Origin of the sequence: Streptomyces sp. UG1, from assembly GCF_049974585.1 — a bacterium.
GTDB lineage: Bacteria > Actinomycetota > Actinomycetes > Streptomycetales > Streptomycetaceae > Streptomyces.
On the sequence record NZ_JBNGGG010000020.1, the window covers coordinates 79,605 to 99,976 of the forward strand.

Consider the following 20,372-nt stretch of genomic DNA (forward strand, 5'->3'; position numbering starts at 1 on the left):
CACGAACGCCCCGGGCCCCCTCCCTATGGGCCAACACCCGGTCGGCTTCCCGGGCAGGATCCCGAACAGCGACGGCCGACCGGCGGCCACGCCCTCCCTGCCGGCCAAGGGTGTCCACTACGACAGCGCCCTGAGCGTCACCAACTGGCCGTCGGACAAGGAGGGCGGCCTGGGTCAGGCGCGCGGCTTGTTCGTCGCTGCGAAGGCGTCGGTGCCCGCGAGGTCGAAGTCGCCGTGATCGCTGCCGAGTCCCTGCGCCACCAGGGCGGCGGCCGCGCTGCCGAGGACGGCGGCGTCGTAGGGGGTGCGGCCCAGGCCCATGCCGCGTACGAAGCCGGCCGAGAACGCGTCGCCGCAGCCGGTGGTGTCCACGACGTCGATCGCGAAGGCGGGCACCTTCTCGATGCGGTCCGGCGTCACCAGCAGCGCGCCGTCGCCGCCCCGCGTGACCGCCACCAGGCCGGCTCCGGCGGCGAGGAGCTTCTGCGCACCCGCGGCCAGGTCCTGCTCGCCGGTGAAGCCGAGGACCTGGTCCTCGTTGGGCAGCATGTGGTCGACGTGGGGCAGCGCGGGCTCGATCTGCTCGAAGCTGCCGAGCGCGCCGGGTGCGAGGAGGTCCACCGAGGTGACCGTGCCGTGCTCCTTGGCGTGCGACAGGATGCGCGTGGCGGTGTCGACGCCGATCAGTTCGGGGCCGCCGAGGTGGAGGTGCGTGGCCTCGGCGATCGCGTCCCAGGGCACGTCGCCGGGGCCGTAGGTGATGTTGGCGCCGAGGAGGTGGAGGGAGGGGCGGTCGCCGTTGGGGCGGATGGGCAGGACGCTCGCGGAGGTGGGGGTGTCCGTGCGGCGCACGAGGTACCGGGTGTCGATGCCCGCCGCGCCCAGGAGCTGGACCAGCATGTCTCCGGTGGGATCGGTGCCGATGGCTCCGGCGCTCTGCACCGAGGCTCCGAGCTTGGCGAGGGTGAGCGCGGTTCCGCCGGCCGTGCCGGCGGCGGTCATCCTGATGTCCTCCACCAGGGTGGCGCCCTGGCCCTCAGGTATGGCCTCGACCGGCCGTACCAGCACGTCCAGCACATGCACGCCCAGCGTGACGACCTTCATCGGTTTCCCTCCTGCACGACGTCCTGCACGGGTGGTACGGGGTGGGTGGTGCCGTAGTTCCGGGCGAGCGCGGCCTCGATCACCTCGAGTTGCTGCTGTTCGTCGAGGACACGGGGCGGGCCGAGGGCGGCCGCGTGCTGGTAGACGCCGCACGCCCACTCCAGCAGCAGGGCGTGCTCGACGGCTTTGTCCAGCGTCGGGGCGTGGGTGAGCGCCCCATGGCTGGCCATCAGCGCGGCGCTGCGGCCCTCCAGCGCGGTCAGGACGGACTCGGCGAGCTCCGGTGTGCCGAAGGTGGCGTACGGGGCGACGCGGATCGAGCCGCCGAGGGTGAGCAACTGGTAGTGGATGCAGGGCAGTTCGTCGAGCACGCAGGACAGCGCGGTCGCCAAAGGCGCATGGGTGTGGACTACCGCGCCCGCGCCGTAGCGGCGGTAGACGCCCAGGTGCAGATCGAGTTCGGAGGTGGGTTCCAGCGTCCCGGCCACGATGTTTCCGTCCAGGTCGACCACGGTCACCTGGTCCGGTGTGAGTTCGGCGAGCACCGCACCGGTCGCCGTGATCGCGACACGGTCGTCCACCCGCACGCTGACGTTGCCGGCCGTGCCGATGAGCAGCCGCTCCGCCCCCAGCTTGCGGCACGCCTCGGCCACGGCGGCGCGCTGCGGACCCAGCAGCGAGCTTGAGCCTGTCATGTGCGTGACGCTAGCCTAAACATGAAACAAAGTCACGTTCAGATTCGGAGGCCGCACATGGGCGACCCGACCGCGGAGCCCGGCGGCACCTGGCAGGTCCCCCTGCGCCGCACTCCTCAGCAGGCGCGCAGCAGAGCCCGCCTCGCTCGAGTCCTCCAGGCCGCCGAACGCGTCCTGGTCCGCGAGGGGGTGCAGGCCCTGACGACGACCCGTATCGCGGCGGAGGCCAAGGTCTCGGTCGGTTCGCTGTACCAGTACCTGCCCGACCGGGACGCCATCATCGACGCCCTCGCGGCCGGCTACTTCGCCCGGCTGGAGGCCGCCATGGACGATCTGGTGGACTCGGCGTCCGCGGAGCGGTGGGACGACCCGGTCGGGGTGCTCATCGACGCGTACGCCGCGATCTACCGCACCGAACACGGCTTCAGGGCCCTGTGGTTCGGCAGCAGCCTCACCGAGCAGACCCGCGCGGCGGACCGCGCGCACAAACGCCGTATGGCCGACGGCATCCGGCGCGTCCTGCTGGCCCTTGGCCTCGCCCACGACGACGCGGCACTCGCCCGCGCCTGCCACGCCGCGGTCCTCGCCGCCGACGCCCTCGCCCAGGAGGCGTTCCGCCGTGACCCGGAGGGCGATCCGGACCTTCTCGACGAGGCCAAGCTGATGCTGCGCGGATACCTCACCGGCATCGCCGCGCGCTACCGATGACCCGTGGCCCCACGCTTCGGCGGATGGGGCTCTGCCATGCTGGCCCGGTGCCGAATCCCACTCCTGTCACGCCGGACGCGCCCGCCCGCATACGCACGCCGCTCCTGACCCAGGAATGGCTCGACCTCGCCTTCATCCACTGGGCCGTCGAACCGGACGTCGTGGCCGGGCTGTTGCCCAAGGGGACGGTTCCGGACACGTATGGCGGCATGACGTACGTCGGGCTGGTCGCGTTCCGGATGCATCGGGTCGGCTGGCTGCGGCTGCCGGGGGTGCCGTATCTCGGAACCTTCCCCGAGACCAACGTGCGCCTGTACTCGGTGGACGGGCACGGGCGGCGCGGTGTCGTGTTCCGGTCGATGGACGCCGCACGGCTGATCCCGGTCGTGATGGGGCGGCTCGGCTTCCGGCTGCCGTACCTGTGGTCGCGGATGACCGTCCGTTCGGCGAGTGACACCGTGACCTACACCAGTACGCGTCGCTGGCCGGGGCCGCGCGGCGCGTCGAGCCGCATCACCGTGCGCACCGGTGAGCGCATCGAGGAGCCGACCGGGCTCGAGCACTTCCTGACCGCTCGCTGGGGCATGCACAACGCCTTCTTCGGCGGGCCCGAGCCGCTGGCGTATCTGCCCAACCACCACCCTCGGTGGCCGCTGTACCGCGCCGAGCTGCTCACCTGCGAGGAGGACCTCGTCACCGCGGCCGGGCTGCCCGCCCCGAGCACGGACCCGGTCAGCGTCCTGTACTCCCCCGGTGTGCCGGTCCGCCTGGGCCGTCCGGCGCGGCCCGCGGGCATCCCCACTCCGTGATCCACATGCGCGTGTCGAATTCCGCGGGTCGGCGCCGACGTATCGGATGAGGGTCAAGGCCGCGTCCGCGGCCGACCGGCAGTCGGACAAGACGGAGATCGATCATGTTGCTCAAGGACAAGGTCGCGGTGGTGTACGGCGCCAGCGGTCCCATCGGCGGGGCGGCGGCGCGCGCCTTCGCCCGCGAGGGTGCGCGGGTCTTCCTCGCCGGGCGTGCCGCGGCACCGCTGGACGGGCTCGCCGAGGACATCCGTGCCGCGGGCGGGACGGTGGAGACCGCCGTGGTCGACCCGCGCGAGGAGGCGGCGGTGGACGCCTTCGTCGACGGCGTCGTCGCTCGGGCGGGGCGGATCGACGTGTCGTTCAACGCCATCGGCTACGGAGACGTCCAGAAGCCGTTGATGGAGATCTCGGAGGCGGACTTCCTGCGGCCCATCGTGACCGCGATGCGGGCGCAGTTCCTGACGACCCGGGCGGCGGCCCGGCACATGATCGAGCGCGGCACGGGAGTGATCCTCGCCTTCGGCGGCGGTGGCCCTCAGACGCTGCCCGGGCTCGGCGGTTTCAAGATCGCGCTGGATGCGCTGGAGGGGCTGCGCCGGCAGTGGGCGATCGAGCTCGGCCCGCACGGCATCCGCGTGGTGACCCTGAAGTCCGGCGGCGTGCCGGAGACCCTGCCCGAGGGCTTCCCCGGCCGGGAGGCCATCGTCGACAGCCTGGTCGAGGCGACGCAGCTCGGCCGTGGCGCGACACTCGCCGACGTCGGCGACGTGGCCGCGTTCGTCGCCTCCGACAAGGCCCGCACGCTCACCGCGACGGACGTGAACATCTCCTGCGGCGCCATCGTGGACTAGCACGCCGCGGGTCACCGTCTGCCGCGTCGCCCCGCGCACACGCGAGGCCCGGACCGGAAATCACCGGTCCGGGCCTCGACGGGCGATCCCGGCGTCAAACGCCGTTCCTGGCCGTCATCGCCGTCGTTGCCGTCATTCGGCGCGGCGCCTGGTGCGCATCAGCAGCACGAAGCCCGCCGTCAGCAGGACGGCACCGGCCGCGGCCGGCCACAGCGTGGTGCCGGTCTCGGCGAGGTCGCCGCCGACGGCCTGCGGCTGCGTGCCGGAGCCGGCGTCGGAGTCGTCGCCGGCCGCGCCCGGCTGGGTCTGCTCGGCAGCGCCGCCCGCGTTCGCGTCGTCGTTGTCCGAGCCGCCCTCGGCCTGGGCGGTGGCCGACGGCGTTCCGTAGGCCTTGGGCGCGACCGTGCTCGACACGGTGGGCTTGTCGTCCTTCGCCGGGTCGGTGGCAGGCGCGTCCTTGTCGGGCTCCTCGGCCGCGGGTGCCTCGGTCGTCGGCTCCTCGGTCGCGGGCTCGTCCTCGGCCGGCGGCTCCGTCTGCTCGTCCCCTCCGTTGCCCGGGTCCGGCTTGTCGCCGTCGGCCGGCGGAGTGGTGGGAGCCTCGGTCGGCTCCTCCTGGCCCGGGTCACCGCCGTCGCCGGCACCCACACCGCACTTGCGGCCCTCGTTGATGCAGTCGACCATCTCGCCCATCAGGCCCTCGTCGAAGACGTTGATGAAGTCGCCGTGGTCGGTGACCGGCTTGTGCAACTGCTCGGGGAACGTGTCCACCGCGAACAGCGGGGTCGTACGGCCACCGTCCTGCAGGCTCGGCGCGTCGACGTCGTACACGATCCGCTGCACAAGCTGCGGGATGGCCTTGAAGCCGTTGCCGCAACTGCCGTCCGCCGCGGCGAACGCCACGTGCGTGCGGTGGTTGGCGCTGTCGATGTTCTGTCCGTCCCAGCAGCTCTGGAACCTGAAGGTGCGCACCACGTCACTGCCCTGCGGGCACAGCGGGTACTTGTCCTTGAGCTGCCGGTCCTCGAAGCCGGTGCAGCTCCAGGAGGCGTTGGCGTTGGCGGTGCCGTTGACGAACGCCTTGGCGTCACCGGTGATGATGCGCAGCAGGCGGGGCATCGCGGTGACCTTGCCGCGCGGGTTGCCCACGAACGTCAGCGTCACTTCCTTGGGGGTGACGATCTCGCCGGCGTTGCCCTCGATGCCGCCGCCGGGCGAGTTGGCGTCCTGTTCCTGCTTGCCGTTCTGAAGACGGATCACGGGCCAGTAGTACGTGGACTTGTCGCCCTGGTCGACACAGCTGGTCTCGGCGTTCGCGAGGTCCTCGTCGCTCGCGAAGGCGTCGTTGGACTGGTTGCCGATGTAGTCGTGGAAGTGGTGGGCGCCGTTGGAGACGCCGGGGGCGACGATGATGTTGTCGGAGTTGAACAGGCCGTTCTCGTTGACTCCGCAACTGCTGGCGAAGGTGCCGCGGGAGGCGTCAGAGGTCAGGGCCGGGCTGGGCACGTTCGGCTGTACGGACTTGATGTCCACGTAGTCCGCGGCGACGGGTCCGTTGCCGGCCTGGCCACCGTTGCCGTTCTGGGCGTCGTCGCCCTGCTGTTGGCCGCCCTGGTCGCCGCCGTTGTCCTGGGCGCCGTCCGCGCCATCGGCGTCGTTCACCTGGTCGCCGTTGCCGCTGTCGGCGGCGCGCAGCGTGCAGGCGGCGAGGGAGTCCAGGCCCTCGGGCCGCTCCCCCACACGGTCCACCGCGATGGCGATGCGCTCGATCGTGGCGCCGCGCTTGTCCTTCAGCGGATTCATGATCGCGTTGTCGGCGAAGCCCGCGTCCTGCTGGATCGCCTGGGCCGACTTTTGCAGCCGTTGGTAGGCGTCTGCGATCTGCTGGTCGAGGAGCGCGAGTTCCTTCGCGACGTCCTCCTTCGCCCCCTCCGGCACATCCGTCAGCTTGCTGCCGACGTCGGGGCAGTCGATCGTGCCGGCCGGGGAGGACAGCGTCCGGGCGGGGTCCGCTCCGGCGTCCTCGGTCGCCGAGGCATAGACGTTGGCCGCAACCAGGCCGCCGCCGCCCAACATCAGCGCGACCGCTGCAAAGGTCGTGCGCCGTGCGCCCGTTGGGCGTCTTCGCGTGCTGCGTCCCAAGGAAGTACTCCTACGCCTCGTGGTCGGTCAGGGCATGAAAATCCCCCGATCCCATACGGAGGCCGACCCCGTGGTGTTCAAACGCCTCGCGAATTCACAGAACTTTCTTATGAGCCCGGGTCCTGTCATCTGAGCCCCTGCCACCGCGTGGCTGGAGTCGGACCCTGCCGAGCAGACTCGGTCCCAGCGCTGCTCGCGCACCGCGGCGAACATGGATGAGGCCGTGACCGAGGCGATGCCTGCCAGGTCCAGGTCCGCCGATTCGGGTCCCGAGATGTCGTGGTGACGCCCGGTCGGCCCACCCACCGCGAGCGCGACGAGGGCGCGGGCCGCCGCAGCAGGCCGGTCGCGCGCGCCTTGATGAGCCAGTCCTGGAAGAACTCGTTGTACGACGAAGCCCTGGCGAACGTGCACGGGACGCCGGAGGCCAGGAGCAGCAGGTCCTCGGCCTCGGCCGGTAGCTTACGTCTGGTCATCGCGACGACGTCCGCGCCGTCCCGGCCTGCGAGCCACCGCACCACCCGCCCGCCCGGGCGGGTGCCGACGGTCCCCATCACGCTGTCACGGCGCCACTTGCCTTGCGGCATCGAGCGATGAGTTCCGATACGAAGCGGGGTCTTCTCGGTCGGCCAGCTCGTCGTGAGGTGCCGGTAGGGCGCCCTCGAGTGACGGGTAAGGAGATCTCCAGCGTGAGCGACATTTCGGTCCAGAAGATCGTCCGGCCCGAGCGCACGATATCGGGCCCGTGGCTGGAGGTGGTCGCCTCGAATCTCGACTACCACCAAGCGACCTTCTTGTGGAAGTTCGAGGGCCTCTCGGAGGGGCAGCTGCGTCTACAGCCTGTGCGGTCGTCGGCGTTGACCTACGTCACCGCTGACGGCGGCGAGTGGTACGGCGAGTCGGACCCTACGCCGGCCAGGGAGGTCCACGAGGACTACCTGACGGCGTGCCAGGAGTCGCGGCAGGTGTTCGCGAAGGTGACCGCCGACCTCGCGCGTGTCGTGCCGAACCCGGAATTCGGTGACACCGATGTGCGGTTCGTCCTCGAGCACGTGATCGAGAGTACGCCCGCCACGTCGGCCATGCGGATCTGCTCCGCGAGGCCATCGACGGCGCCGCCGGCGAGTAGCCCGGCTGTCGCCGGCCGTCGCGGCCGCGCTCAGTCCATCAGTCCGGCGGCGAGTGTCGCCCCCAGTTCCCAGCAGGCCTCGATGTCGGCCTTGCCGGGCTCGCCCGTCACCGTCACGGGCTGCGCGGTGCGTCGCCAGGCGAGGCCGGTCGTGATGGAGTCGATCGCCCGCACGGCACCGGTCACGTCGCTGCCGCCGTGCACGTAGTAGCCGAAGGGCCGGCCACGGGTCGCGTCCAGGCACGGGTAGTAGATCTGGTCGAGGAAATGCTTCATGGCGCCGGAGATGTAGCCGAGGTTCGCCGGGGTGCCCAGGAGGTAGCCGTCGGCGTCCAGCACATCGGAAGCCGTCGCGGACAGCGCCGGTCGCCGTACGACCTCGACGTTCTCGATCTCGGGCGCGGTCGCGCCGGAGACGACCGCTTCGAGCAGGGCCTGGCAGTTGGGCGAGGGGGTGTGATGGACGATCAGCAAGGTAGGGACACCCCGAACCCTGCCGTCGCGGCGCCGATCAGCGCAACTGCGGCGCCCGCGCCGTCGAGTTGACCCTGGCGACCGCGGACGACAACTGCTCCCGTACCTCCACGGGCAACGGATCGCCCTTGACGGTGGCCACCAGGGTTCCGGCGAGACTGTGCAGTTTGGTGTTGGTGTTCTGCGAGACCGCGACCAGCACCGCCCAGGCGTCCTCGGCCTCCAGGCCGAAGGACGCCATCAGAATGCCCCGGGCCAGGTCGATGGTCGGCCGGGTGTGCATGGCCCGCCGCAGTTGGGCGACCTCGGTCCGCAGGTCCTCTTCGCGTTCCACGGATGCCTCCGTGTGCCGGGTGTGCCTGGCTGCCTTGCTCACGGTTGCCGAGCGGTGGGCCGAGGACGTGAGCTCCGGCATGACCGCCTCTCTCTCGGGTGCTCCTCGTCTCCGTACCAGACTGGGCCCGAACGGCCGAACACGTCAACCGATACATGTAATGCCGTGCGTGTTTTTGTATACGTGAATGCCTGGACGTAGCATTGGTTCATGGACGGAGTTCCTGAGTCGCACACCGGGTGGACATTCCTGACCAACCATGCGCGCGTGCTGGCGGCGGTCGCCGACAACCCGAACATCCGCATTCGGCATATCGCGGCGCGCTGCCGCCTCACCGAACGGGCTGTCCAGAAGATCATTTCCGATCTGGAGCGGGACGGGTATCTGTCCCACGTTCGTGAGGGACGCACCAACACCTACCGGATCGAGCCCGGCATGGTGCTGCGTCACCCCGCGGATTCCGGACTGCCGGTGGCCGCACTGCTCTCGCTGCTTCTCAGGGACGAGGTTGACCGCCAGGTCCCCCCGGAGCAGTTCAGCCCCGCGCGCCGGTGGACGCCGGTGGACGGCGGATGAGTGGCCGCGCGGTCGGCCGGCTGAGGCGACGGCGGCCGGATCAGCACAGTACGCGCAGCGCTCCCGGCAGGACTCTGACCGTGACCGGGAGGACGGCCTCGACCTCGCCGTCGGCGCCGTAGGGCACTTCGCGGTCGGCCGCGATCTGTATCTCCTTGCCGCGCAGGATCTGCACCTGGGGGCGGTGCACATGGGCGCCCGTCTTGAGCTCGTTCATCAGGGTGAAGAACAGGCGGCGTGGTGCCTCGCGGATCATCACCACGTCGAGCAGGCCGTCGTCCACGCGGGCGTCGGGCGCGATGAGCCGGCCCGATCCGTAGTAGCCGGAGTTGGCGGCGACGACCGTGTAGCCGGTGTGCAGGTGTTCCTGGCCGTCGACGGTGACCCGGTAGCGGGCGGCGCGCCAGGTGGTGACGGCGCGCAGGCCGCCCGCGTAGTAGGAGGCGGCGCCGCGCAGCAGGGTGGCGTTGTTGGCGTGGCGGTTGGCCAGCGCGTCGACGCCGGCGTACACGCTGCCGAGGGCCACCGTGCGCTGGTGGACGGCCGACTCGACCTCGATGGTGTCGACCTCGCGGGGCTCGTGGTGGAGCAGCACCTCGGCGAGCGCCGCCGGGTCGGTGGGCATCTCGAGCGCCCGGGCGAAGTCGTTGCCGCGTCCGGCCGGGACCAGGCCCAGCAGGGTGTCGGTGCCGCTGAGGGCGCCGCCGATGCCGCCGGCCATGCCGTCGCCGCCGACGGCGAGCACCACCCGGCCCCGCGCTCCGGCGTCCCGCGCCAGTTCCTGGGCGTGGGCGAGGCTGCGGCTGTACTGGGTCTCCAGGTCGGCCCCGGCTTCCCGCAGCGGCCGGGCCACGTCCAGCAGCGCGGCGGCCGCGGCGGATCCGCCCGCCGTGGGGTTGACGATGGCGGTGAACTGTCTCATCGGTGTGCCTTTCGGGCCGACGGGAGGGCGCTGCCGGAGGAGGGTGAGGCGGTGGGTGGTCCTGGTGCCGGGTCAGTCGAGCGGCAGCAGCACGCCGGGGTTGAGCAGGCCCGCCGGGTCCAGTCGCCGCTTCACGGCACGCAGCGCCTCGATGCCCAGGGGGCCGGCCTCGCGGACGTACCAGTCGCGGTGGTCGGTGCCCACGCCGTGGTGGTGGGTGATCGTGCCGCCCGCGGCGAGGATCGCCTCGTTGGCGGCGTGCTTGGCCCTCTCCCAGTGTGCGACCGGTTCGTCGCCCTGGGCCGAGACGACGGTGAAGTACAGCGAGGCGCCGTTGTCGTAGACGTGGGAGATGTGGCACATGATCAGCGGCGGAGTGCCGGCCTCGGTGAGGGTGGCGGTGAGGGCGTCGCGGACGGCCGCGTACAGCTCGGGGACGCGTGACCAGAAGGTCGCCGTCTCCAGCGTCTCGACGAACGCCCCGGCGTCCAGCAGCGAGTCCCGCAAGTAGGGCGCCGAGTATCGGCCGTGCGCCCAGCGCTGCCCCGGGTCCTCGCCCAGCGGGGTTCCGCCGCACTCCCGCAGGACGGCCGCGGCCCGCTGCCTGCGGTACGAGGTGTCCTCCTCGGTGCCCTCGTAGCCGGCGATCGCCATGCATCCCGCGGACTGCTGCCCGGCGTCGGCGGCGCCGATGGCGTCGGGCTGGGCGAGGCCGATCAGGGTCTCGGTCTCGTCGGACAGCCGCAGCACCGTCGGACGCGGGCCGTCCTGGGCCAGGCGGCGCAGTGCGGCGGCGCCCGCCTCGAAGGAGTCGAAGCGCCAGCCCTCGTAGACACACCTCTCGGGGACGGGCCGGATCCGCACGGTCACGGACGTGATGACGCCGAACGCGCCCTCCGAGCCGAGCACGAGCTGGCGCAGGTCGGGCCCGGCCGCCGAGCGCGGTGCGCGGCCCGTGTCGATGGTGCCCTCGGGGGTGGCGAGGGTCAGGCCCAGGACCATCTCGTCGAAGCGGCCGTAGCCGGCGGACGCCTGGCCGCTGGAGCGGGCGGCGGCGAAACCGCCGATGCTGGCCCACTCGTAGGACTGGGGGAAGTGGCCGAGGGTGTAGCCGTGTTCGGCGAGGAGCGCCTCCGCCTGGGGCGCGCGCAGTCCGGGTTGCAGGGTGGCGGTGCGGGAGACGGGGTCGAGGGCGAGCAACTGGTCCATGCGGCGCAGGTCCAGGGCGACGAAGGGCCCGCGCCGGGAGGGGGCGAGGCCGCCGACGACGGAGGTGCCGCCGCCGAACGGGACCACGGGCAGGCCGTGTTCGGCGCAGGCGCGCAGTACGGCGAGCACGTCGTCGTGGCCGGCCGGGAGGACTACGGCCGCGGGGATGTCGTCGACCTCACCGTCGCGGATCCGCAGCAGGTCGGGGGTGGACTTGCCGCGGGTGTGCCGGATGCGGGTCTCGGCGTCGGTGCGGACGTGCTCCTCACCGCCGACCGCGGCGGACAGGGCCTGGCGGGCGGCGGGTTCGAGTCCCGGCTCGGGCACGGCTATGTCCTCAAGGGCGACCGGCCCGGCGGTGCGCGGCTTGACTCCGAGCAGATCGCGCAACAGGCCGACCACGGTCTCGGGCAGCGGCGCCGCCTTGGCCGGGTCGCCCCAGCCGCTCCACAGCATGTCCATGGATCTCGTCCTCACCCGTCGGTTCGAGCGATGCCGTGTCCCGGACGGCCTCGCAGGCGTTACACTGTGACACATGACGCCTATTCGTCACAACCATTCGGACAGCGACGCGGTGCTCGACGCGGTGCGCGACTGTGTCCTGGCCGTCGGGGTCCGCCGCACGACGCTGACCGACGTGGCCCGCCGCGCGGGTGTCTCCCGGATGACGCTGTACCGGCGGTGGCCCGATGTGCGCTCCCTGGTGGGGGACTTGATGACCCGGGAGTGGGTCTCGGTCGCCACCGGGGCCATGCCCGAACGGCGGCCCGGTACGGACACGCGCGACCTGATCGTCGAGGGACTGGTGGCGGGGGCGAAGGCCTTCCGCGCCCACCCGCTCTTCCGGAAGATCGTCGACGTCGATCCCGAACTGCTCCTGCCCTACGTCCTCGACCGCCGCGGCGCGAGCCAGGAGGCGCTGCTCGCCCTGCTCGGCGACGCCCTGCGGGAAGGCCACTCCGACGGATCCGTGTGCGACGGCCATGTGGAGCGGCAAGCGCGGTCCCTGCTGCTGATCGTGCAGTCCTTCACCCTGTCCCTGCGGACCATGACCGACGAGGACGACGCCGACCTGAGCAGCGACGCCTTCCTGGCGGAACTGCGCAGCATCCTGGAGAGGACGCTGACGCCATGACGGACGCCACCGACCTGCCCGGATCGTCACTGTCCGCCGCCCGGCGCTCGCGTGAGCTGGCCGAGACCGTCGGCGGTCCGGCCGTGGACGTCCTGGTCGTCGGGCTGGGCGCGACGGGCGCCGGGGCCGCGCTGGACGCCGCTGCCCGGGGTCTGACGGTGGCCGCCGTCGACACCCACGACCTGGCCTTCGGCACCTCGCGCTTCAGCAGCAAGCTCATCCACGGCGGGCTGCGCTATCTCGCCTCGGCGCAGCTCGACGTCGCCCACGAGAGCGCGGTCGAGCGCGGGGTGCTGATGGAGCGCACGGCACCGCACCTGGTGCGGGCCCAGCCCTTCGTGCTGCCGCTGACTCCCCTGGTCTCCCGCGCCCAGTCCGCCCTGGCCCGGGCGGGCTTCCGGGCCGGCGACACCCTGCGCCTGGCGGCCCGCACCGCCCGGGCCACCCTGCCCGCACCGCGCCGCCTCTCCATGGTGGAGACCCGCCACCTCGCCCCCGCCCTGCGCACCCAGGGCCTGCGCGGCGGACTGCTGTCCTGGGACGGCCGGCTCACCGACGACGCCCGACTGGTGACGGCGATCGCCCGCACCGCCGCCGCCCACGACGCGCGGATCCTGACCCGCGTCAGGGCCCTGGAACTCACCGCGTCCGGCGCCCGCGTGCGCGACGAACTCACCGGCGAGGAGGGCGAGATCAGGGCCCGTGCCGTGATCAACGCGTCCGGCGTCTGGGCGGGTGGCCTGGTGGACGGCATCCGGATCCGCCCCTCGCGCGGCACCCATCTCGTCCTGCGCTCCGAGCACCTTGGCCCGCTGCCCGCGGGGCTGCACGTCCCGGTCCCCGGGGAGACCAACCGCTTCGTCCTCGTCCTGCCCCAGGGCGACGGCCGGATCTACGTCGGCCTCACCGACGAGCCCGTCGAGGGCGACATCCCGGACGTCCCCGAAGTGCCCGAGAGCGACGTCGGCTTCCTGCTCGACGTCCTCGGCTCGGTCCTGGACGTCCCGGTCCGGCGCGACGACGTCGTGGGCGCGTTCGCGGGCCTGCGCCCGCTGCTCGACACCACACCGGCGGCACACTCGGGCGGGGCGTCACGGACCTCCGACATCTCCCGTCGGCACGCGGTCCTCACCTCACCGGAGGGCGTGACCACGGTGGTCGGCGGCAAGCTCACCACCTACCGGCGGATGGCCGAGGACGCCGTCGACGCCGCCGTCGCCACGCACCGCCTCCCGGCCGGCCCCTCCCGCACCGCCGCCCTCCCCCTCGTCGGCGCCGCGTCACCCGAAACCCTCGGTGCCGTCCGGGCGCCGTGCCGCCTCGTCCAGCGCTACGGCACCGAGGCAGCGGCCGTCCAGGCGCTCGCCGCGCACATTCCCAAACTGGGCGAACCAGTACTGCCGGGCCATCCCGTCACCGCCGCCGAACTCCTGTGGGCGGTACGCCACGAAGGCGCCCTGGACGAGTCCGACCTGCTCGACCGACGCACCCGCATCGGACTGGTGCCGGCCGACCGGGCGGCGGCGCTGGATGCCGTACGCGAGGTGTTGGGTGAGGTGTCGGCGCGGGTGGGTCGGGTGCGCCGAAGCACAAGGGACTGAACGTCACGGCCTCGCCCTACGACGTCCGGACGGTCTGCACCGGCCGGGGCCGGGCCGGTGGCGTCGCGGGCGAGGCTCGTGACGAATTGTTGCTTATTCCGCCGTCACGTCGGTCACCTTCCAGCGCTGGTTGGCGCCGGAGTTGGGCTGCCACACGCCGACGGTGGCACCTTCGTTCGTGGACTGGCCGGCGACGTCGGGGAGCTGGCCGGTGGCGGCGTTGACGAGGGTCCAGGTGCCGTCGCCGGTGGTCGACATGATCCACTGGGCGGCGTTGTCGCAGCGGCCCCGGTCGGGCTCGGCCACCAGGGCGCCCTCCCGGACGGCCAGCCGCTTGCCCTGCGTCGCCTCGGTGAAGACGTACCGCTTGCGGTTGTCGTGGCCGCGGATCTGCTCCAGCCGCCACTGCTGACCGCTCGGGTCGGCGGCGTCGGCGCTCCTGATGACGAGGCCGGTGCCGTTGTCGGCGATCGTGAGGTCCTTGCCGCTCTGGACGCCGGTCAGCCGGTAGGTGTGGCCCTTCTGGAGCTCGGCCGCGTCCCTGGCAACCCCGGACACGCCCTTGACGAGGAAGGACGTCACGGACTGGGCGGGCACGGTGACCGTGGCCTGCTTGCCGGTGACCCGGACCGGCTTGTGCCGCTCCAGCTTGCCGTCGGCGCTGGTCACCACCGGGGTGACGGTGGCCCGGGAGGAGACGTGCCCGAACTTCGAGAGGTCGAGGGTGACGTCACGGGCCTCGGTGGTGCTGTTGACGTGGACGACGGTCGCGGCGTCGCCCCTGCGGGAGAGCGCGGCCGTGCTGGAGGTGTCGTTCGTCTTGATCAGCCGGTCGCCGGGCTTGATGAAGTGGGTGAAGTTGCGGGCGGTGTCGAACTTGGTGTTGGTGTAGATCGGGCAGGTTTCGAGGGTGTCCTTCGAGGTGCAGTTGAAGGAGAGCTGGATCTCGCCCCAGTTGCCGCCCTTGGCGGACTCGCCGCCGGGCTTCATGTTGTCGTAGTCCTCGACGGGCTGCCAGAACACCCAGGCGCGGGGCTCCAGTTCACGCAGGTCGTCGACGATGCGCTGGGCCAGGCCGAGACCCGGCCGCATGTCCGTGAAGCTCTGGCCGTCGCCCCAGTCGCCCTCGACCTCGCTCATCCACAGCGGCTTGTCCGCGGCCTTGGCCAGGTCGCGCACGGTGGTGCGCTGGCCGGTGCCGTAGGTGTGGACGTTCATCTGGCCGACGAGGTCGCGGACCTCCTGCGGGTAGGAGTTCCAGTTGGTGGCGAACGTGCCGGGATTGGTCTCGTCCATCGCGGATATCTCCGCGTGGGTACGGGACTTCTCCAGGGTCGGGCCCAGCGCGCGGATCACCTTCTGCTGGAGTTCGGGGCCGATGTGGGCCCCCTCCTGACGGCCGCCCACGGGCTCGCCGTCCGGGCCGAGCTTGGTGCCCCAGTAGTTGGTGTTCGGCTCGTTGAACGGGTCCAGGGTGTCGACCTTGATGCCGTGCGCCTTCTCGAGGCGTTCGGTCGCGCCCACCAGGTACTTGGCGAAGTCGTCCACGGAGTCGGTCTTGAGCTGGTCCTTGCCCGCGTCGAAGTTGCCGGACACGTAGCCGCTCTCGGTCATGAACCACGGCGGCGAGTTGCTGAACGTCTCCCAGTGGGTGATGTCCTTCTTGATGCGGTCGACCCACCAGCGCTGGGTGGCGTCGGCCTTGTTGTTCCAGTCGGCGGGGTCGTCGGCGTCCCACCAGTCGACGTCCTCGCGGGTGGTGCCCGCCGGGGCCTTCCACCAGCCCTCGACCGCTCCGCCTGCCCGCAGGTAGTCCTTGACGTCCGGGGCGTTGCCGCCGCCGATGTTGTAGCGGGCGATGTTCAGCGCGAGGCCGTCGTCCCCGAAGAGGAGCTTGGCCAGCTTCTCCCGTATCGCGGGCGGGTAGTCGCCGGTGGCGTTGGCGAACCAGACCAGGCTGGTGCCCCAGCCCTCGAACCTCTCCTGCCGGTAGGAAGGGTCGGGCCGCACCGTGACCGCTGCGGTGGCCGCGGCCGTGTCGGCGTGCGCGAGCGGCAGCGTGGTGGTGGCCAGGACGGTTCCGGTCGCCAGGGCGGTGATGCCGATGGCCCCGAGGAGCCTTCTCTTACGGGTGCGGTGTGCCATCTCGAGTACTCCAGCTCTTCCGCGTGCCGCGCGTCCCGGCGGAACGCGGAGATCGAGGCCCGCTCGGGGCGGTCTGGTGCGTTTCAGTGCGTTCTCGTACGATTTCGACTAGGCGATGTTTACGTAAACATTCATTGGCGCGATGTCTACACTGTCGGAATCTCGGCGGTCAAGGAGTCGGCCGGGACCGAAAGTTGCGTGGCTGGAGGACGGGATGGAGAGATCGCAGAGCCGTACGAGACGGCGCACGACCCGTCCCCGGCAGGGTGCCTCGATGGCCGACGTCGCCCGCGTCGCGGGCGTGTCCTCCCAGACGGTCTCCCGTGTCTCCAACGGCTTCCCCGGCGTCACCGACGAGACCCGTCGCCAGGTTCTGGCCGCCATGCGGGAGCTGGGCTACCGGCCCAACAGCGCCGCGCGGGCGCTCAAGCGCGGCGAGTTCCGCACCCTCGGCGTGATCACCTTCTCCCTGTCCACCATGGGGAACATCCGTACCCTCGAGGCCATCGCCACGTCCGCCGCCCAGCACGGCTACGCCGTCACGCTCCTCCCGGTCGCCGTGCCGACCCAGGACGAGGTGAACGGGGCCTTCTCCCGCCTCGGCGAACTCGCCGTGGACGCCGTCATCGTCATCATGGAGATACACCTGCTCGACGCGGCGACCGTCTCGCTGCCGCCCGGCGTCCAGGTCGTGGTGGCCGACTCGGACGCCGGCGATCGCTACACCGTGGTCGACACCGACCAGGTGGGCGGAGCCCGCGACGCCGTACGGCATCTGCTGGCCCTCGGCCACGAGACGGTGTGGCATCTGGCCGGCCCCGAGGGCTCGTTCGCCGCCCAGCGCCGTGCCAACGCGTGGCGCGCCACCCTCACCGAGGCGGGCCGCCTCCCACCGCCCCTCGTGCGCGGCGACTGGTCGGCCGAGTCCGGTTACCGGGCCGGTCTCCACCTTGCCGACCAGCAGGACTGCACGGCCGTGTTCGCCGCCAACGACCAGATGGCACTGGGCTTGCTGCGCGCCCTGCACCAGCGCGGCCGGAGGGTACCCGACGACATCAGCGTCGTCGGCTTCGACGACATCCCCGAAGCCGATTCCTTCCTGCCTCCTCTCACCACCATCCACCAGGACTTCGCCGAAGTGGGACGGCTCTGCGTCGAAGGGGTCCTCAGCAAGATCCGCCGCCCCGCACCGGACGCGACGGGACACGGCACCACCCTCGTCCCGACCCGCCTGGTGCTGCGCGACAGCACCGCACCGCCGCCTGCGGGCCAGGACAGGCACGGGGCGCGACCGCGCTAGCGATGTGCGGCCGGCCCGGTTCCCGCGGCCGGCGCGAAGTGTTCACGAAGCCACCCGCACCCACCCCAGGGTCAGTAGACAAGGAGCGTCGAGGACCAGACCGGTGCCGGTGGAGCCGTTGTGCGCCTCGAACAGTTCGGCCAGCGCGGCTCGGGCGTCCTCCCAGCGGCCGAGGGCTCGCAGGGCGGACCGGCGTGCGCGCAGCGGGCCGGGCTTGTTCTCGAAGACGGTGACGGCGTGCTCCACGGACGGGTGGGTGACCCGGACGTGCGCGACCCGGGTTCGTACGGTCACGGGAAGCGGTGCGAACCACGCCCGGATGTGCCGGGGTTCGCCCCGGCGGGTCGGGGGTGATGCGCTCGGCATCCGGTCCAGGTGCCGGGTGACGGTCGGGGCGATCCGGCCCATCGCCCCGTCGGCGTCCAGGAGGCGACGGCCACGATGCCTCCGGGGCGGCACACCCGGACCAGTTCCGCGGCGGTCCGGTGGGCGTCGGGGGCGAACATCACGCCGAAGGTGGACAGGACGGCGTCGAAGGAGTCGGCCGGGAAGGGCAGTTCCGCCGCGTCCCCGACGACGAAGCGCGCCATCGCGGCGAGCCCCGCCCGCCGGGCGCGTGCCGCGGCTGTCCGCAGCAGGGCGGGCTCGGTGTCCAGGCCGACGGCCCTTGCCCCCGCGTGGGCGGCTGCGAGGGCGGCGGGTCCGGTGCCGGTGGCCACGTCGAGCACGTGTGGGGCGAGGTCGGCGGCGGGCGCACGGTCGAGTTCGGCCAGGGCCAGGGTGGCCACGTCCGCCGCCGACATCGCCCTGGCCGTCCTCGGCCCGGAGACCTACGGCCTGCTGGTCACCGGACGGGGCCGGCCCCCGGAGCGCCGGCAGCGGTGGGCGACCGACGCACTCGTACGGCAGTTGCTCCCCTGACCAGGGCCGTACCGGCTCGACGGCGCATGCGGCGCGGCGCGTTCAGCTCCATCAGTTCGGCCCTTCGGCTCCGGTGTCGGGCGTGGTCGTCCCCAGCCGTTCGGCGAGGAAGGCGATGATCTCGTCACGGGCGCGCGTGGTCGGGTGACCCTGCTCGTCGACGAGATGGGCCGTGGTGACGCTGTGGGCGCAGCCGACGACGTCACGGAAGAAGGGCGGCGGGTTCGTGTTCGCCGCTTCGTCCGCGAGCACACGGCCGTCGAACGCGTCGCCGAGCAGAGTCCGGTAGGCCGCGAACCGCCGGCCGGTGCACCACCTGTCGTTCTCGAAGCGGTAGGCGAGCACCTTGAGGCCGTCGCGCCGGATGCGCTCGGCCACGCGGGCGGCGTCATCGGCTGCGATCTCCAGGCCTGCCGGGTCGTCGAGCGGGAGTGAGGGATGGTTGACGACGGGGGCGATGACGGCGGGTTCGAGCGTCATGGTCAGGGCGAAGTTGCCGGTGAAGCACAGCCCGACCGCGCCGACGCCCGGCCCGCCGCACTCCGCGTGCGCCACGCGCGCGAGCCCGCGCAGCCATGCCACGACGGGGCTGGTGCCGCCGCCGGCGAACGCACGGAACTCGGCGCTGACGCAGGCACGCCGGACGACGGCCTGGCCCGCGTCGGCGGTCGGGTAGGCGCCGTCGACGCCGAACAGGGAGGGCAGATACACGCGAAAGCCGGCATCGCGCAGCCAGCGCGCCAGGCGTGCGACGTCAGGGCTGATCCCCGGCATCTCGGGCAGCAGGACGACGGCCGGTCCCGACCCGGTGACGTGCACGGTCTTGCCGACCGTGTCGATGTCGATGACGCGGTGCGAGAAGTCGTCCAGGGAGTCGTCGTGTCGCAGGTGCGTGGTTGTCATGAGGGGCAGCGTGGCAGGAGACTGTCTCCCTCAGAAACGGCGGCATCGCCAGATACTGCGGCGAAATCGCCACCCGCTCGTGCCGGGGGGACACGTGAGTTCACTGCGACTGGGAGTGCTGGCCTACCCCGGGTGTTTCGGCTCGGAGGTGTTCGGAGTCCCGGACCTGCTGGTGATGGCCCGTCACGTCGCTGCGGCGCAGGGGGTGGCACGACCCTCGTGCGAAGCGTCCGTGCTCTCGCCCAGGCGGCGGGTGATCACGTCCGGTGGTCTGACTGTCGGCGTCTCGGCCATGCGCCCGGTGGACGTGCTGATCGTGCCGGGCTTCGAGCTCTCGCCCGCGCTCGATCTCGACGCGGCACTGGCGAACCTGCGGCCCGAGGTGGCAGCCATTCGCTCGCAGGCGGTCTCCGGAGCCGCCGTCGTGTCGATCTGCGTCGGCGCCTTCCTCACTGCCGAGGCCGGCCTGCTCGACGGGCGCGAGGCGACGACCTCCTGGTTGTTCGCAGATCGCCTCGCCCGCCGGTACCCCGACGTGAAGGTACGCCCCGAGCGCCTGGTCGTCACCGACCGGGGGGTGACGACCACGGCCGCCTTCAGCGCCATGTACGACTTCGCACTCCAGCTCATCCGCGAGCAGGACGGCCACGGCGTCGCCCGCGGCACCGCGCGCGTGGCGCTCGTCGACGACGCCCGCACCACCCAGGCCCCGTACGTCGACCCCGCGCTGCTGCCCGTCCAAGGCCGCGAGTTCTCCCGTGGTGTGAAGCGGTGGCTCGACCGGAATCTGGGGTCCCGCTACGACCTCTCCGCCCTCGCCGCGGCGTTTCACGTGAGCACGCGGACGATGCTCCGTCGCTTCGGTGAGGAGGCAGGCCAGACTCCCCTCGCGTACGTGCAGTCCGCTCGGGTCCGCCGGGCCCGGCATCTGCTGGAGACGACCGACAGGACGGTCGCACGCATCGCGGCCGACGTCGGGTACGCCGACGCGAGCACGTTCAGTGCCGTCTTCGCCCGGCACACGGGCCGGCGACCGCGGGACTATCGCGCCATGTTCCGCCGCTCGCCCGCAGAGCCGGCCGGCGACATCCCGCACGGGCCCGGCACCCCCTGACGGCCCCGGAGTTCCTGTGGAACGAGGGGGCCGGCCGCCGCCCGCGCCCGCGGCCGGGTCGGCGGACGCCGGCCGGAGCTGACCGAGGACCAGGCGACCCCGTGCCCAGCAGCTATACGGCGCTCGGGAGAGGGCGGTGCAGCAGATCGCGGTCTGCTCGGGGTGAGCGTGTCGACCTGATGATCGGGAATCTGGTCGGCGGTCGAGTACCGATCAGCGGCCAGCACGGCAGCGGTCATCCGTGGGGCTCGGCCTCCGGCTCGTGCCGGGAAGGAATGCGGCGGCCGACCGGACAGGCTG

Annotated in this window: 20 protein-coding genes and 1 pseudogene; 10 read left to right on the plus strand and 11 right to left on the minus strand. The window is 72.0% G+C overall.

Annotation, left to right across the window (positions count from 1 at the left end; translation table 11 throughout):
• Positions 1 to 174: 174 nt before the first annotated feature.
• Entirely contained in the window at positions 175 to 1,104 is a 930-nt protein-coding gene (locus tag ACP4J3_RS22850; protein WP_426537280.1) for a carbohydrate kinase family protein, read from the minus strand.
• Positions 1,101 to 1,799: a class II aldolase/adducin family protein gene (locus tag ACP4J3_RS22855; RefSeq protein WP_426537281.1), complete on the minus strand. Its 699-nt coding sequence runs from the start codon at positions 1,797 to 1,799 to the stop codon at positions 1,101 to 1,103. Before ACP4J3_RS22855 ends, ACP4J3_RS22850 begins: the two co-directional genes overlap by 4 nt.
• Before the next feature lie 57 nt (positions 1,800 to 1,856).
• Here ACP4J3_RS22855 and ACP4J3_RS22860 point away from each other — a divergent pair, with 57 nt between their 5' ends.
• From ACP4J3_RS22860 to ACP4J3_RS22870, 3 genes are all read left to right on the plus strand, one after another.
• A complete protein-coding gene (locus ACP4J3_RS22860; protein ID WP_426537283.1) occupies positions 1,857 to 2,507 on the plus strand; it encodes a TetR/AcrR family transcriptional regulator in 651 nt (216 codons plus the stop codon).
• Between the two features lie 47 nt (positions 2,508 to 2,554).
• On the plus strand, positions 2,555 to 3,316 hold the full coding sequence (locus ACP4J3_RS22865) for a YqjF family protein (RefSeq protein ID WP_426537285.1): 762 nt from the start codon (positions 2,555 to 2,557) through the stop codon (positions 3,314 to 3,316).
• 104 nt (positions 3,317 to 3,420) lie between these two features.
• On the plus strand, positions 3,421 to 4,170 hold the full coding sequence (locus ACP4J3_RS22870) for an SDR family NAD(P)-dependent oxidoreductase (RefSeq protein WP_426537287.1): 750 nt from the start codon (positions 3,421 to 3,423) through the stop codon (positions 4,168 to 4,170).
• A gap of 132 nt (positions 4,171 to 4,302) precedes the next feature.
• On the opposite strand, the gene ACP4J3_RS22875 is transcribed toward ACP4J3_RS22870, so the two are convergent.
• On the minus strand, positions 4,303 to 6,243 hold the full coding sequence (locus ACP4J3_RS22875) for a DUF1996 domain-containing protein (RefSeq protein WP_426537289.1): 1,941 nt from the start codon (positions 6,241 to 6,243) through the stop codon (positions 4,303 to 4,305).
• A 1,147-nt stretch (positions 6,244 to 7,390) separates the two neighbouring features.
• Here ACP4J3_RS22875 and ACP4J3_RS22880 point away from each other — a divergent pair.
• Positions 7,391 to 7,438, plus strand: a pseudogene (locus ACP4J3_RS22880) (hypothetical protein); the annotation flags it as partial.
• A gap of 30 nt (positions 7,439 to 7,468) precedes the next feature.
• Here the strand turns inward: ACP4J3_RS22880 and ACP4J3_RS22885 are convergent.
• Positions 7,469 to 7,912: a flavodoxin family protein gene (locus tag ACP4J3_RS22885; protein ID WP_426537291.1), complete on the minus strand. Its 444-nt coding sequence runs from the start codon at positions 7,910 to 7,912 to the stop codon at positions 7,469 to 7,471.
• 37 nt (positions 7,913 to 7,949) lie between these two features.
• A complete protein-coding gene (locus ACP4J3_RS22890; protein ID WP_426537293.1) occupies positions 7,950 to 8,246 on the minus strand; it encodes an ANTAR domain-containing protein in 297 nt (98 codons plus the stop codon).
• Between the two features lie 210 nt (positions 8,247 to 8,456).
• Between ACP4J3_RS22890 and ACP4J3_RS22895 the strand changes: the two genes are divergently transcribed.
• On the plus strand, positions 8,457 to 8,822 hold the full coding sequence (locus tag ACP4J3_RS22895) for a helix-turn-helix transcriptional regulator (protein WP_426537295.1): 366 nt from the start codon (positions 8,457 to 8,459) through the stop codon (positions 8,820 to 8,822).
• Between the two features lie 40 nt (positions 8,823 to 8,862).
• On the opposite strand, the gene ACP4J3_RS22900 is transcribed toward ACP4J3_RS22895, so the two are convergent.
• Both ACP4J3_RS22900 and ACP4J3_RS22905 read right to left on the minus strand, forming a co-directional pair.
• Positions 8,863 to 9,744: a YegS/Rv2252/BmrU family lipid kinase gene (locus ACP4J3_RS22900; RefSeq protein WP_426537297.1), complete on the minus strand. Its 882-nt coding sequence runs from the start codon at positions 9,742 to 9,744 to the stop codon at positions 8,863 to 8,865.
• Between the two features lie 72 nt (positions 9,745 to 9,816).
• On the minus strand, positions 9,817 to 11,415 hold the full coding sequence (locus ACP4J3_RS22905; RefSeq protein WP_426537299.1) for an FAD-binding oxidoreductase: 1,599 nt from the start codon (positions 11,413 to 11,415) through the stop codon (positions 9,817 to 9,819).
• Between the two features lie 73 nt (positions 11,416 to 11,488).
• Here ACP4J3_RS22905 and ACP4J3_RS22910 point away from each other — a divergent pair, with 73 nt between their 5' ends.
• Positions 11,489 to 12,088, plus strand: a complete 600-nt coding sequence (locus tag ACP4J3_RS22910) for a TetR/AcrR family transcriptional regulator (RefSeq protein ID WP_426537301.1) — start codon at positions 11,489 to 11,491, stop codon at positions 12,086 to 12,088.
• Entirely contained in the window at positions 12,085 to 13,689 is a 1,605-nt protein-coding gene (locus ACP4J3_RS22915) for a glycerol-3-phosphate dehydrogenase/oxidase (RefSeq protein WP_426537303.1), read from the plus strand. The genes ACP4J3_RS22910 and ACP4J3_RS22915 overlap by 4 nt, the downstream gene beginning before the upstream one ends.
• A 93-nt stretch (positions 13,690 to 13,782) precedes the next feature.
• Here ACP4J3_RS22915 and ACP4J3_RS22920 read toward each other — a convergent pair whose 3' ends face one another.
• On the minus strand, positions 13,783 to 15,834 hold the full coding sequence (locus ACP4J3_RS22920) for a glycoside hydrolase (RefSeq protein WP_426537305.1): 2,052 nt from the start codon (positions 15,832 to 15,834) through the stop codon (positions 13,783 to 13,785).
• Between the two features lie 274 nt (positions 15,835 to 16,108).
• Here ACP4J3_RS22920 and ACP4J3_RS22925 point away from each other — a divergent pair, with 274 nt between their 5' ends.
• Positions 16,109 to 17,134, plus strand: a complete 1,026-nt coding sequence (locus tag ACP4J3_RS22925; protein ID WP_426537307.1) for a LacI family DNA-binding transcriptional regulator — start codon at positions 16,109 to 16,111, stop codon at positions 17,132 to 17,134.
• 42 nt (positions 17,135 to 17,176) lie between these two features.
• On the opposite strand, the gene ACP4J3_RS22930 is transcribed toward ACP4J3_RS22925, so the two are convergent.
• Positions 17,177 to 17,428 (minus strand): hypothetical protein, encoded by a 252-nt coding sequence (locus ACP4J3_RS22930; protein ID WP_426537309.1) that lies wholly within the window; start codon positions 17,426 to 17,428, stop codon positions 17,177 to 17,179.
• Positions 17,425 to 17,937, minus strand: coding sequence for a class I SAM-dependent methyltransferase (locus tag ACP4J3_RS22935; RefSeq protein ID WP_426537311.1), 513 nt, complete (start codon positions 17,935 to 17,937; stop codon positions 17,425 to 17,427). Before ACP4J3_RS22935 ends, ACP4J3_RS22930 begins: the two co-directional genes overlap by 4 nt.
• On the opposite strand from ACP4J3_RS22935, the gene ACP4J3_RS22940 reads away from it, so the two are divergent.
• On the plus strand, positions 17,915 to 18,055 hold the full coding sequence (locus ACP4J3_RS22940) for a hypothetical protein (RefSeq protein WP_426537313.1): 141 nt from the start codon (positions 17,915 to 17,917) through the stop codon (positions 18,053 to 18,055). The genes ACP4J3_RS22935 and ACP4J3_RS22940 overlap by 23 nt on opposite strands.
• Before the next feature lie 51 nt (positions 18,056 to 18,106).
• On the opposite strand, the gene ACP4J3_RS22945 is transcribed toward ACP4J3_RS22940, so the two are convergent.
• Positions 18,107 to 18,958: a dienelactone hydrolase family protein gene (locus ACP4J3_RS22945; RefSeq protein ID WP_426537315.1), complete on the minus strand. Its 852-nt coding sequence runs from the start codon at positions 18,956 to 18,958 to the stop codon at positions 18,107 to 18,109.
• Between the two features lie 94 nt (positions 18,959 to 19,052).
• On the opposite strand from ACP4J3_RS22945, the gene ACP4J3_RS22950 reads away from it, so the two are divergent.
• Complete coding sequence (locus tag ACP4J3_RS22950; protein ID WP_426537317.1) at positions 19,053 to 20,072, plus strand: GlxA family transcriptional regulator; 1,020 nt, start codon at positions 19,053 to 19,055, stop codon at positions 20,070 to 20,072.
• Positions 20,073 to 20,372: the final 300 nt, after the last annotated feature.